Annotated in this window: 13 protein-coding genes; 11 read left to right on the top strand and 2 right to left on the bottom strand. The window is 45.5% G+C overall.

Annotated elements, in window-relative coordinates; translation table 11 throughout:
• Nucleotides 1-3 precede the first annotated feature (3 nt).
• The 5 genes from amrA (at nt 4) to ACV7NC_RS03015 (ending at nt 4,750) form a co-directional block, all read left to right on the top strand.
• Nucleotides 4-597 carry an AmmeMemoRadiSam system protein A gene (gene amrA / locus ACV7NC_RS03035; RefSeq protein WP_458153972.1) on the top strand — a complete coding sequence of 198 codons (594 nt, stop codon included), beginning with the start codon at nt 4-6 and terminating at the stop codon, nt 595-597.
• The gene (gene amrS, locus ACV7NC_RS03030; RefSeq protein WP_458153971.1) at nt 590-1,687 is read left to right on the top strand and encodes an AmmeMemoRadiSam system radical SAM enzyme; all 1,098 of its coding nucleotides are present in this window, start codon (nt 590-592) and stop codon (nt 1,685-1,687) included. Before amrA ends, amrS begins: the two co-directional genes overlap by 8 nt.
• On the top strand, nt 1,684-2,313 hold the full coding sequence (locus tag ACV7NC_RS03025) for a dienelactone hydrolase family protein (protein WP_458153970.1): 630 nt from the start codon (nt 1,684-1,686) through the stop codon (nt 2,311-2,313). The genes amrS and ACV7NC_RS03025 overlap by 4 nt, the downstream gene beginning before the upstream one ends.
• Before the next feature lie 527 nt (nt 2,314-2,840).
• Nucleotides 2,841-3,524, top strand: a complete 684-nt coding sequence (locus tag ACV7NC_RS03020; protein ID WP_458153969.1) for a PEP-CTERM sorting domain-containing protein — start codon at nt 2,841-2,843, stop codon at nt 3,522-3,524.
• A gap of 650 nt (nt 3,525-4,174) precedes the next feature.
• On the top strand, nt 4,175-4,750 hold the full coding sequence (locus tag ACV7NC_RS03015) for an FxDxF family PEP-CTERM protein (protein WP_458153968.1): 576 nt from the start codon (nt 4,175-4,177) through the stop codon (nt 4,748-4,750).
• A 74-nt stretch (nt 4,751-4,824) separates the two neighbouring features.
• On the opposite strand, the gene corA is transcribed toward ACV7NC_RS03015, so the two are convergent.
• A complete protein-coding gene (gene corA, locus ACV7NC_RS03010) occupies nt 4,825-5,937 on the bottom strand; it encodes a magnesium/cobalt transporter CorA (protein ID WP_458153966.1) in 1,113 nt (370 codons plus the stop codon).
• A gap of 155 nt (nt 5,938-6,092) precedes the next feature.
• Complete coding sequence (locus tag ACV7NC_RS03005) at nt 6,093-6,269, bottom strand: hypothetical protein (RefSeq protein WP_458153965.1); 177 nt, start codon at nt 6,267-6,269, stop codon at nt 6,093-6,095.
• Nucleotides 6,270-6,416: 147 nt separating this feature from the next.
• Between ACV7NC_RS03005 and ACV7NC_RS03000 the strand changes: the two genes are divergently transcribed.
• The 6 genes from ACV7NC_RS03000 to ACV7NC_RS02975 all read left to right on the top strand — a co-directional run bounded on the left by ACV7NC_RS03000 (nt 6,417) and on the right by ACV7NC_RS02975 (nt 13,409).
• Entirely contained in the window at nt 6,417-6,995 is a 579-nt protein-coding gene (locus ACV7NC_RS03000) for a DUF2780 domain-containing protein (RefSeq protein WP_458153964.1), read from the top strand.
• Nucleotides 6,996-7,016: 21 nt separating this feature from the next.
• Nucleotides 7,017-7,262 (top strand): hypothetical protein, encoded by a 246-nt coding sequence (locus ACV7NC_RS02995; protein WP_458153963.1) that lies wholly within the window; start codon nt 7,017-7,019, stop codon nt 7,260-7,262.
• A 210-nt stretch (nt 7,263-7,472) separates the two neighbouring features.
• Entirely contained in the window at nt 7,473-8,855 is a 1,383-nt protein-coding gene (locus tag ACV7NC_RS02990) for a TackOD1 domain-containing metal-binding protein (protein WP_458153962.1), read from the top strand.
• Between the two features lie 3 nt (nt 8,856-8,858).
• Entirely contained in the window at nt 8,859-10,184 is a 1,326-nt protein-coding gene (locus ACV7NC_RS02985; protein ID WP_458153961.1) for a glycosyltransferase family 2 protein, read from the top strand.
• Nucleotides 10,181-12,355 (top strand): TolC family protein, encoded by a 2,175-nt coding sequence (locus ACV7NC_RS02980; RefSeq protein WP_458153960.1) that lies wholly within the window; start codon nt 10,181-10,183, stop codon nt 12,353-12,355. Before ACV7NC_RS02985 ends, ACV7NC_RS02980 begins: the two co-directional genes overlap by 4 nt.
• Nucleotides 12,339-13,409 carry an HlyD family secretion protein gene (locus tag ACV7NC_RS02975; RefSeq protein WP_458153959.1) on the top strand — a complete coding sequence of 357 codons (1,071 nt, stop codon included), beginning with the start codon at nt 12,339-12,341 and terminating at the stop codon, nt 13,407-13,409. The genes ACV7NC_RS02980 and ACV7NC_RS02975 overlap by 17 nt, the downstream gene beginning before the upstream one ends.
• The last annotated feature ends 13 nt before the right edge of the window (nt 13,410-13,422 follow it).

Raw genomic sequence — 13,422 nt, 5'->3', positions numbered from 1 at the left:
AACATGGCAGTGATTGAAAAAAATGAACAGGGAAAAGTTCTGTTGAAAATAGCCCGCGCCGCCATTGCACGTTCATTGCGGGTGCCTTGTGAATCGGCCGCAGTCGAGCGCCACATCGCTTGGCTTTCCAAACCAGGAGCGACCTTTGTCACATTGATGCAGCGCGGCGCATTGCGTGGCTGCATTGGATCGCTACAAGCGAATGAGCCTTTGATTGACGATGTGAGTAATAATGCTGTGTCGGCGGCGCTGCGTGATCCGCGGTTCTTGCCGCTAACTGCCGATGAGCTCTCGACGGTCGAAATTGAAGTTTCATTACTATCCGAGTTGCAACCGCTGCTGTTCTCCACGGAAGATGATGCTCTGCAGCAATTGCGTCCGGAAATCGACGGTGTGGTGTTTGAATATGGGTCTTATCGCAGCACATTCTTGCCCCAAGTATGGGAAAGCCTGCCGCAACCAAAGCAGTTTCTTGCTCAATTGAAATTAAAAGCCAGGTTGCCGGAAGATTTCTGGATGGAAGGTATCCAGTTATCCCGTTATACCGTGAGCAAGTGGCGTGAGGCTGATTTTTTGCAGGAGACTACGTATGGATGAACCGATTAGCGCCGCCCAGCGGCATCCGGCAAAGTACTGGCATAAACTTGACGATGGCCGGATACAATGCGATTTGTGCCCGCGCGATTGCAAATTGCATGACGGTCAGCGTGGCGCTTGCTTTGTCCGTGGCCGGGTGGGGGATACCATGGTGTTGACGACGTATGGGCGTTCGTCCGGTTTTTGTGTTGACCCGATTGAAAAGAAACCGCTTAACCAATTCTATCCCGGCAGCAGCGTCCTGTCGTTTGGTACGGCGGGTTGCAATCTGGCTTGCAAGTTTTGCCAAAACTGGGACATTTCCAAATCCCGCAGTTTCGATAAGTTGATGGATCAAGCCAGTCCGGAAGCGATCGTGCGTACTGCAAAAATGTATGGATGTAAAAGCGTGGCGTTTACCTACAACGACCCGGTGATATTTGCCGAGTATGCGATGGATGTGGCGGATGCTTGCCATGTGCACGGCCTGAAAACGGTTGCGGTAACGGCGGGTTATATTCATGCAGAGCCGCGGCGCGAGTTTTTCGCCAAGATGGATGCAGCCAATGTCGACCTCAAAGCATTTACTGAAGAATTCTATGTCAAGCAAACCGGTTCGCATTTGCAGCCCGTACTTGATACTTTAAGTTACTTGAAACATGAAACTGATGTTTGGCTCGAATTAACGACGCTGTTAATTCCGGGTTTGAACGATTCCAGTCAGGAAATCAGCGCGATGAGCGATTGGATCATCAAGGAGCTCGGTCCGGATGTGCCTTTGCATTTTAGTGCTTTTCATCCGGATTATAAGCTGACCGATATACCGTCAACACCCGTTGAAACCTTGATCCGGGCCCGCAAAATCGCATTGGATGCCGGTCTGCATTACGTTTACACCGGTAATGTACATCACGTGGAAGGTGATACGACTTATTGCCCTTCATGCGGGAGCGAATTAATTGTGCGAGACTGGTATGAGATCAAGCACTATCATTTAACTGCGGATGGGCATTGCAATCATTGCAATGCTAGCATTGCCGGCCGCTACGGGCCATTTACCGGTCAATTTGGCAGACAGCGCATTCCGGTTCGAATCGGAGCATCCGCATGACTTCAGTTAAGATTCCAGCAGGTTCCATTGAGCTCAGCGGAGAGCTAATTTTGCCGCAGGGAGCCAAGGGGATTGTGCTGTTTGCGCATGGCAGCGGCAGCAGCCGTTTCAGTCCGCGTAATACTTATGTCGCAAACGTGTTGCAGCAACATGGCATTGCGACGCTGTTGTTTGATTTGCTGACACGCGCAGAAGATCAGAATTATGACCGCAGGTTCGATATCGACCTGCTGACAGAGCGGTTGCTGGCTGCTACCCGCTGGTTACAAAATAATCCTGCAACAAAATCGCTTAAATATGGCTATTTTGGCGCCAGTACCGGTGCGGCGGCTGCTTTGCAAGCGGCTGCGCAAATGGGCGCTGCTATCGCTGCTGTCGTGTCTCGCGGCGGGCGGCCCGATTTAGCGGGAAGAACGGCCTTGATTAATGTGATTGCTCCGACATTATTAATAGTGGGTAGCGAGGATTTTGGTGTCATCGAATTGAACGAGCAGGCTTATGCATTACTGAAATGCGAGAAGAAGCTGACACTTATCGCTGGTGCTACGCACTTGTTTGAAGAGCCTGGCACCCTGGAACAAGCGGCAAGGCATGCGTCCACTTGGTTTTCTTCATATCTAACTTAAATAGATTTATCATTTATTTTCATTTGGATATCGTTATAAATTTATAAAGAACACTAAGAAATTATCAAAAAAAACAGAAAGATAGATTGAAAATGCGCTATAATTCACGTGCGCGTAGAATAAGAATTTATTATGCGTGTATTAGACTAATTGCCTCAATCTCACAAATCTAATTCTCGCCCTTTGGGGTGTAGGCTGGCTGAAAGCCGGCTGCTGGAAGAGCATGCAATTGATTCACTGCTTGCAACGGGTCTTCATATACAGGGCAATTGTACTAATAATTCAGGCATCATGAGCTATTGTGTCCGATCGCTGTAATTGTTAATTTAAAAAAGCAGCAGACTTTCTCGTAATGCCACGTCATAGAAGTTTTTAAATGAAACCAATTAATTGTAGAAAATTATGGGATTAAGAAAATCATCAGCATCGATACTTGCGATGAGTTGCGTAATGCTTAACAGCGACGCTTACGCTGGAAATTAGAATTTTTCTAATCTCATCAAATTCTCAATACAAAGGAGCTAAGAATGAAAAAAATAGCAGTTGTTACGGCCTTGTTAATGAGTGTCAGTACTGCATCTGCATTCGCCGGTATCGGTGATACAGTGACCTTTAAGTTTGATTTACCCGCGACTGCATCATTTAGTTCGGGATATCCTACAGTTGCAGAACTTAAACTGACAGAGACAGCCAGTGGTGTTGTTACTTTTGAGTTAATACCCAATTGGGCATCCCCCGGTTTTGCCGATCCAGCCAAATCAACAGTGAATCACCTTGAATTTGTATATCAAGGACCAGCTTCACCAACATTTGCACAGCCATTAGTTCACGGCGCGGATATTAAAACATTTACATATCACACCAATCCAAATATGGACAGCGGCTATAAATCCGACGATCAGTATATTTCGATCGATTGGTTTAAGCCAAAAGATGCTGAACGATTTGACGGTGATTATGCAAACAGTATCTGGACAATATCTGGCACAGGAGTCGATATTACCGATTTCACCGGTACCTTAGCGCACCATACCGCTGGCAAACCGGATCCAATTTTCGGTATCATTTCTGTGGATCCATACTCTTTAACAGATCCGCATCCAACACCATCTAATTGGGTTACATCGGCAGTTCCAGAACCAGAAACTTATGCCATGTTATTGGTTGGTTTGGGATTGTTAGGTTTTAGTTTGCGTAACAAACAAGCATAGTAAAACCTTTTTCTCACTTTTTTAGTGAGTGATATATACACAAAGAGGTTCGATTCTAAAAAATCGAACCTCTTTTTTCATTTACTAAATTTTACCAAAATTAATGCTGATAATATCGGCGTGAAATCTTTTTAACGGCGTGTTTCGCACAATCAAGCGATTTGCTCTAGCAGTAAATCTGTCAGTATTCAACTATATCACGCGCAATTCGCACTTATAGTTTATCTATGAACCTTACGTTATTTGAAACACGAAGCCGAGGTGTTGCTAGAATTGATGATTGTATCAATGGCGAGGCAAACTGATAGTTGATTGTCAATATATTTTTTTAAGATAATTTATTTTTTATAATCATTCGGATATCGAGTGAAAATAATAAATAACATTAAGTACTTAGGAAAAAAATAAAAATTAAAAGAAAAGAAATGCGTTACAATAGAAAGGCACGTAAGTAAATGATTTTCGAACGTGTGCTATTAGGCGATTGCACACATAAAATAAGATAGGGCAATCGTACTAATAAATCAGGCATCGTGAGCTATTGTATTTAATTTCTGTAATTGTTAACTTTAATACAGCATTAGGTTTTCTCATAATGCCACGTCATAAAAAAGTTTTTCCTAGAAAAACTATTTAATTGGAGGGACATAATGAACTTAAAAAAACTATCAATATCATTAGCTGCCGCTGGTCTTCTGGCGATTGGCAGCAGTGCTCAAGCAGCAACGTATCAGTTTGGTCAATTACTATCCGGTGGCGGGCCTGCAAGCATTCATTTTGCTGATTTGGATATCAACGATCTGGGCGGCGGTGAATGGTCTTTTACTTTGTACAACATTGATCTCAGTGCTTTTGGTTCTAGCGCATTTATTGGTTCAATGGCAGTTGATGGCACCGAACCCAGCTCGGTAACCACTGTTCCAGGAGGTGGAGTTGCTGATGTAGATTTAAATCCAGGTGGTGGACCAGGCGGCGATTTTGACTTTAGATATGTGTTTGGTAAGGGAAGCGATAAGCTGGTAGATGGCGAATCAGTATCATGGAATGCGTTTGGATTAGGAAGTGTGTTGCCAGTTGATGGGCAATTAGCATTGCATGTTCAAGGCACCAGTTACTCACCTGATTCTGCTTGGTATATCACACCAGTACCAGAACCAGAAACCTACGCCATGTTACTGGCTGGTTTAGGATTGTTAGGTTTTTCACTGCGTAACAAAAAAGCATAATAAAACTTTTTTCTTGCTTTTTTAGTAAGAAAACGCTCAAAGAGGAATTCTGTTTTAAACAGAATTCCTCTTTTTTACATCCACTTTTTCTTTCTGAAATAAATCAGCAATCCGGCACCGATCGCGATAAAAACCACCCAGATCGCTGGATAGCCCCAGCGCCATTTTAATTCCGGCATGTTTTCAAAATTCATTCCATAAATACCGGCGATAAATGTCAACGGGATGAAAATGGTCGCAAAAATGGTTAGAAATTTTATGGTTTCGTTCATTTTGTTGCTGATACTCGATAAATAGAGATCGTGCATAGCGGAAATTCTCTCCCGGTAAGAGTCGAGTGCATCGCTTACGCGCAAGACATGATCGTAGACGTCAGCGTAATAGCGTAATGTTCTTTGTTGCAGCAGGGGTGAATCAATCCGTTGAATGGTGGCGAGTAATTCGCGTAATGGCGAAATATTGCGTTTCATCGATATCAAACCACGGCGAATTTGCTGCACCGTCTGCAGCATTTCTTTATCGGAATTAAACAAAATACTATCTTCCAGCGGATCCATGACATCGTCGAGATTGTCTTCTACGACAAAATATTCGTCAACAATGGTATCGAGGATAACGTATGCCAGGTAATCGCTGCCGAATTGACGCAAACGGCCATTATGATTCTGTAAAAAGTTATATATCGGATCAAATATGTCATCGGCCTTTTCTTTGAAAGTTACTACGTAATTGGCTAATAACAAAATGCTGATTTGTTCGTACTGTAAACAGAAGCTTTTTTCGTAATCGAGGCTGATACCTTTAATGACTATATAAAGATAATTATCGTATTCCTCCAGCTTAGGGCGCTGGTGGGTACTCAAAATATCCTCCAGAACCAACGGATGGATGTTCAGTTCCTGGCCGATGCTTTCAATGATTTTGATATCGCTGAGTCCGTCCACGTTCACCCAGGTAATCAGCTCGTTGTTTTTGAGTTGCTGCAGTTCCGTGACTGAATTGATTTCGCGGCGTATTAAAGTGTCGGTGTTGTACTGAGTCACTGTAATTCGGCAACGCGATTCGAGTTTTTCCCCGATATGCACCAATGTTCCGGGCGGAAGCCCGGATTTGTCCGCCGGACTGGTATATTGCGCTTTATCGGTAAGTGACTGGTTTTGGCGAGGCGCAGATCTGAATCCATTCATAAAAGCTTCCTGGCGTGATAGAAGCTGTTTATTCTAAAAGTTTTGCTGAAATTTAGGGGGGTAAGCGAATGGATAATTGTTGTATTATTGCAACGAGCTGGAAAAAAGCGGATTGGCCGCGTGACAGGAGTGATGCCTGAGGTTTTTTGCGGTGGCTAAACAGCTTCGTTAAGCTCGCCCATGGGGATCGCTGATTGCTTGTTGTGCAGAGAGCGCCAATCCTGCCAGACCTTGCGTGCTTCCTCAACGTTGTTGAAAGTCCAAAGAACGACGCCATCTTCGGTCATTAACGTGGCCATTTTGTTCGGCCATTCTTTAATCACGCATTGCATATTTTTCTCCTTTATTGATCGTTATGTTTAGCATACCGATGCAATATGAAGATTTTATGACAGTGATAATATGAATTCCGCTCGCTATCGCAATGCGTGTATGATTGAAGGCGACAGTCTGGTAAAAAACTTTTGTTTAAGGAGAAAATGATGGATAAGACCCAATGCCTGAAAATTCATTGTATCTTGGCAGCAGCATTGATCGCCGGTTGTGCCGGTACAACGCCGCAGCAAAACCCGCTTGATACGGTTGGTCAAGGTTTATCAACCATTGAGAGCACCGCGCAAAGCGGCAGGCAAATGATTGATGCCGGTACGGCTGCTGCCAATACGGTATCGACGAACCAGATCGGATTGGTCGACATTCTGGTGCGCCAGCTTGGCGTATCGCAACAGCAAGCGCTGGGCGGAGCTGGCGCGATTTTCCAAGTCGCTCAGGGAAGCATGAATCCACAAGCATTTGCTACCTTGTCGCAATCGATTCCGGGCATGAATACCATGTTGAATGCTGCACCGGCGTCGCCAATGGCAAGCGGATTGTCATCGCTGATGGGGAGCGGCAACAGTACTTTGGGTAACATGGCAGCGCTCGCCGCCTCGTTTCAACAATTAAACCTGTCCCCGGATCTGGTCGGTCAATTCATTCCGATCATTACCAATTATGTCAGTCAGACCAGCGGTCAAATGACTGCTAACTTGCTGCAAACTGCACTGACCGCACGCTAGCGGACAACCGATAACGGCCTGATGGAGCAAACCGATGCACTCGGTTCAGCTCCACGGGCCGGTTCAAAATTTTGCTCTGTCAAATGCTGTATGCCTTGGACATCAACACATTTTCCCCCAGCGATGCAAAATTTATGGTATCCGGTGCGCCTGAAAGCAATCGAGATTGCCAATGCGCTGCTTGAAAAGGGGGTGGACGAAGGCCAAGCTATCCACATTGCGATTGCCCAAGCCAAAAAAAGGACTCACCGATCCGGCTGCGGTTAATATGCCGATTTCTTGATTATCTTTCGATACCTGATGAACGCTTTGTCAGATAACTCCAATCGATTTTGTAGTATAGTTCTTATCGCACATTAATTAAAAAAATTAATTTCTACACATAACCACCTAAATAGATATAATTTATTGACACGAAATTAATCCAATTGATACAGTCTTCAACCAATTTTTGGGAACGAGCTTAGTTATAACTGTATGCTTATATTCTTTTCACAAGAAACCAGCGATTTCTTAGATCAATATAAGATTGCTTTTGATATTCAACAACTGAGCGATTTTTCCGAGTGGGAAAAGGACAGAATCCTGCCATCGGCATTTGTTATCGAAGGGAGCGACAACCGTTACGCATCTTCCATTCTTGGAAAAATCCGTAGAGATAGCGAAGTTTTTGCATCGCTCTGTTTCTCGACTCGTTTGCTAACTTGCTCCGAAAACAGTTTATTCGACGGTTTGCTGCCACCGCCTTCAGAGCTGCAAAAACAAATTGATGCCGCGCATGATTTATCGAGATCGCTCAAGGGAAAAGACAACTACCTGACACCCCAGGGGCGATTGATCAATTACCTGTGGCTGCGTCCCAATTATATTGTGCAGCCTTGCCATGAATGGACAAATCCGCGTTTTCATCGTTATCCGCTATTGGAAGCTATGAGCTTGGACCAATCAGATGCCTTTGAATGGCTGAGAAACCTGGCCAACGCCAAAATTTTGGAACCGGTGACACTCATGGACCGGCAGCGCGAATGCATGTATTGCCGGTCGGCGCATTTAAGTTTCATCGATATCTGCCCCAATTGCTCCGCCATTGATATCAAATTACAACCATCTTTGCACTGTTTCACCTGCGGTTGCGTCGATGCGCAAGACAAATTCATGCACAGCGGTACGCTGGTCTGCCCTAAGTGCCACACCCATTTGCGGCACATTGGCAGCGACTATGACCGTCCTCTGGAGAATTACTCCTGCCAGGTATGTCACCACTCATTTGTTGAAGGAGATGTGCTGGTGCGTTGCGCAATCTGTGAAAAAGATATGAATCCGAATGAACTCATTATGAATGAGATTCGTACGTGGCGGCTGAGTGATAAGGGAAGAACGATTGCATTCCGCGGTGAAGTGTTCGACCTGTCATCCGGATTTGATCAGATTGATTTTATTTCCAAGGAATTGTTTATTCATGATTTGGATTGGTTGATGGTCATGGCGCGGCGTTATCCGAATATCAATTTTGGTTTATTTGGAATTTATTTCGCTAACCTGCCGGATTTGGTGGAACTGTTCAATCACGCGCGCTTATTGCAGATGCTCGAATCGTTTGCGCAGCGATTGAGAAATTTGTTGCGAACCCCCGACCTTTCCACACGCACGGCCGAAAATATGCTGTGGTTATTACTGCCGAATACCGACGAACAAGGGTTAATAGGTTTTCAAAAACGTATCGAAAAAAGTATGGATAAGCTGTTAGAAGAAAGCGAATACAAACTGGATTTCCGTTTTATCAGCGTTAATTCTCAGAAATTATCAAATAAGGAGAATGCAGAGCTTTTGTTGGCTCGTCTTTTTGGTGAATTGTTATAACCGATGGAATCGTTAATCCAGGCTTGGTACGTTTTTCGCGTCACATTTACACACTATCCGGATGTGCAATATGTGCTCATGCTGATTCCATTCGTATTATTTTTTGAATTACCGCTTTATTTCATCAATTGGATGGGTGTTTTCCGCTTCGTCATCAAAGAAGCTGTGGAAGCGCCGCTGGCCCCTCCTTATTATCCTCGAGTGACTTGTGCGATTACCTGTTATGCGGAAGGGAAAGCGGTGCAGAATACCGTGATTTCATTGCTGGAACAGCTATACCCAGGGCATATTGAAGTGATTGCAATGGTCGATGGCGTTCAGAAAAATATTGCAACATATCAGGCGTTGAAAGAACTGTATGCGATTCTTCCAAGGTATAACAAACGGTCTCTCACGATCATTCCGAAAATTCAGCGTGGAGGCAGGGTATCGTCATTGAATGCCGGATTGAGCCGGGCCCGGGGTGAAATTTTTCTGGCACTGGATGGCGATACCTCGTTTGATAATCAAATGATTCATTCGGCTGTTTTGCACTTCCAGAATCCAAATGTGGTCGCAGTTACCAGTCCGATGCGTGTTCGCAATGCCAAGAAATCGCTGATAACCAGGATGCAAGACCTCGAGTATATGCTCACCATGCAGGTTGGTAAGCTGGGATTTGCAAAGTTAAATGTGATTAATAATGTACCAGGCGCGTTCGGAATTTTTAGACGAGCCTTTCTCCAAAAAATCGGAGGCTGGAATACCGGTACCGCTGAAGATCTGGATTTAACATTACGCATCAAAAAATATCACACGCGTTATCCGCACTTGCAAATTGATTTTGAACCACTTGCGGTATCGCATACCGATGTCCCCGAAACACTGAAAGATTTCCTGAAGCAACGGTTGCGGTGGGACGGCGATCTTTGGTACATCTATTCGAATAAGCATAAATTCGGCATTTCCGCTGCCACCATGGGTTGGAGGAATTTTATCTTTTTGCTGTGGTACGGAATTTTATTTCAGATCATCATGCCTTTTGCCATTGTGATTTACACGGTTTATATGGCGATCGTGCTGCCGCTGCATATCTTTTTGCTAAGCATGATACTGGTTTATGTTTTCTATGTATGTTTAGTGCTAATCCAGTACATCCTGTTTCTGACGATCATTTCCGATAGGAAATGGCAGGATTGCAGTGCTTTCCTGGTGCTTCCGTTTTATCCGTTTTTTCAGTTTATCGCTCGCGTATGGAGCGCTTTTGCTATTGCTAATCAGATATTTAACAAAGGGCACTTGGATTCTGCGATGGCGCCTTTGTGGGTGCTAAAAAAGGGTAAACAGTGAAAATATTGCTATTCTTGCTGCTACTGATAGCGCCATTAACCAAAAGTGCTGCCGCCGGCGTCAGATTGCTTTCTGAGTTCAACGCGCATCTGGACCAGGCGGCATCGGTATTAAAAGCACAAGCGGATTTGGAAGCGCAACGCTCCAATTTGCTTGCACAAGAAGCGCTTAAAGGCTGGGAAGTATTCGGTAGCGTGTCAGGAGGTTATCAACGCAGTCCTTTTGCAAGAGAACCGTTCGGACATTTCTTCGATCCCATGGCCCGGATTGGTGTGCGTTATCCGTTGCTAGGCAGCGCCGAAAGAAGACAACGCGCCGTGGAAGACGCGGCGACGCAAGTACGGATTGAAGGCATCCGGCTGGATTGGAGCAAACGTTTGGCGGCGTTGTTCATCGAAGAGAACTATGCGGCCTACTGGAGCGCCCAGAAAATGCTGGCGCTGACCGATGCCTATACGCGCTTGCGAAATGACGGAGTTGACCGGTTATTGCTTAAAAGACAGGAGGCGGGATTACTCTTCAAGTCGGATTATTTTGAATTTTTATCAGCGTTCGACCGGGCCGAGCGCACTCATATTGAGTTCAGTAACAACAAGAGTCAAGCGTTGATGCGGCTGGCGCATTTGACCAATTCCGTGGTGTTGCCTTTCGAAGCAGTTAAACCGCCTTTGGCGGAAATTCAGAATACGGTTGCTCAAGATATCGATCAGCCGGATCTCCGGATATTGCAAGCACAGATTGATAATCTCCAAAATATCCGTGAAATTGAAAATTGGCAAGGCATCGACTCGGACGTTTCGATGACTGCTTTCGGAGGCCCGGCGATTCCGCACCCGAGTCCGCCCGGTGACGGCATGCAGTGGGGTTATGGCGGCGCAGTGGGTCTTAACTTCAGAATGCCGCTTGAAATCATCAGTTACCGGAAAAATGAACAGTCGCGCTTGAACAGTCAATTGATCAGCTTGCGCGCGGATTTCACGCGACGGGATCAGGAGTTGCAACACGAATTTCATGCGTTATTGAATAGTTATCAGCAATTGGTGCAGCAAATCAAGTTTCAGCGGACACGATTGGATGCCGCACGGGAATTGATCCGTGAGAGCGGGCTTCGACTGCGGGTTATGGACGGTGATGTGATCGAAAAATATTTCAAGGCGATCAATGCTTATTACCGCGTTGCCATCGAGAACGTCGAAGCGGAATCGGAACACTGGAAACTGCACATTCGTTTACGCCAATTTCTGGCCGTCGCGGAAAACCAAGGAAGAGATCATTACCCGGAAACCGATGTAGTTATGCTGCTTGAACCGTTGCACTTGGCCAGTGATTTTCTAGGGAATAAAGACGCAAAACTTGTCCCGGTGAAAGCAGCTAAACCGGCTGAACCCGTTTACCCGGAGATCGTTTCCAGTCAGTTTGCGGTTTACGTTTGGAATTTTGAGCAGCTGATCAATCGCACCGATTTCTGGGGTAAAAAACAATCGAATGCGATTAATCGTGTGCTAATTTCGCTAAACGCGCAGGAAATTTCAGCGGTATCCGCGAATCCCGCTCGATTGGCAGGTTTTATCCGTGATGCGCGTCAGCGTAAGAAAAAAGTGGAATTGTTATTAGGTGACCCCGATTGGATTCTGCCGCAATTTCGCGCTCATTTGCTCAATCACATTCGCGTGCTAAAGCAGTTCGAATTTGATGGTTTGCATCTGGATATCGAACCCGATCAGCTTGAGTCGGAACTGACGGGTGAAAAACGTCTCACGGAAATGCTCGAAACCATCCGGCAGGTGACGGCGATATCGCCTTGGCCGGTGGGTGTCAGTATTCATCCGCGTTATTTGCAGCAAGAATCATCGTATGGGGTATGTATTCCCTGCAAACTGAAAGAGTTTGACGTCAAAGAAATTGCTGTCATGTATTATTCAATGAATATCCAGGCGATTGTGTCGGCTTTACAATCGGCTATGCAACAATATCCAGCGCTTGTTTTCAGTCTTGCGCAAAGCCTGGAACGCGAATTGGGACCCGAAAACAGCTACGCCCATAAGCCGAGAAGAATTTTCAGTGACGCGATGCAGCAACTCCAGGATCAACTGCAACGGTCCAATTTTGGTGGTCTTATCATTCAATCATGGCAAGATTGGGAAAATTATCTCTATGAAAATTCGCTTTAATCAGCCCGAAAATAAAATCCCCAATGATGATCGGGGGCTAAGGATCCAATATAGCGACGCCAAACGTCCAGGGAGACCGTGGCGCTGGTATTTGATTCTGGCTATCGCCAGTTTGCCGTTGGTGTATTTAATTGGCAAGATTGTGTGGGAAAGCTTTGGCGTTGAGGCCCATGGGCGGATCAAAGTCACCAATTTTATCGTGCGCGCCCCGGTGGAGGGTTATGTACAACAGGTATTCTTTAAACCGTTGGAAATGATTCCTGCCGGAGCGCAATTGGCGCAGATGGTGAATGTAGCGATTCAAGACAGCCACGATCGCATCGGCATTGAAATTGATTTGCTGAAAACTGAGAAACAGAAGTTGATGACACAGGCCGCACAATCGCGCGCCAGTTCCTTGCAATTATTGAAATACGCCCAGGAACAAAAAGATTTTACGCATCAACGCATGCGCCAATACGAAAAACTGTTTGAGCAAGGAGCAGCCACTCAGGCGGAAATTGCGACGGTTCGCAGTCTTTACCGGTCAGCGCTGGAGAATCTGGCGGTGCTGGAAAAAACCGAGCGTCTGGAATTTGAAAAGGTACGCAACATGGAACTCGGAATAGCACCGGAAATGCGTCAGATCACCAATCAAATCGGTCAATTGACACTTGAATTTGAGAAAACCCAGGATCAGTTGAGGCAATTGAATTTGTTTGCTTCTGCCGAAGGAATGATCAATGAGTTGTATGTGCAACCGGGAGAATATCTGTCGCGCGGGCAAGCATTGTTGGAAATGATTTTTCCCGGGCAAGTAATGATCGATGCCTTTATTCCGCCCAAGTATCAGGATTACGCCGAAGTGGGACAAATGGTGCGGGTGAAATTTCCTAATGGCGATACCGCGAAGGCCAGAATTATTGCGGTACCGGGTGTCATGCAAAGAACTTCAGCCGCTGAAATCAATCCGTTGGAAGTGGTGCGATCCGCGATTCTGGCGCAAATGGAATTTGTCGATACCGTCGATACTCGGTTGATCAACGGCATGCCGGTTACCCTTTATTTTGACTGATTCGTTCCAGCTT

The sequence above is a fragment of the Nitrosomonas limosa genome, from assembly GCF_054188085.1.
This window is presented reverse-complemented; position numbering and strand designations above follow the sequence as displayed.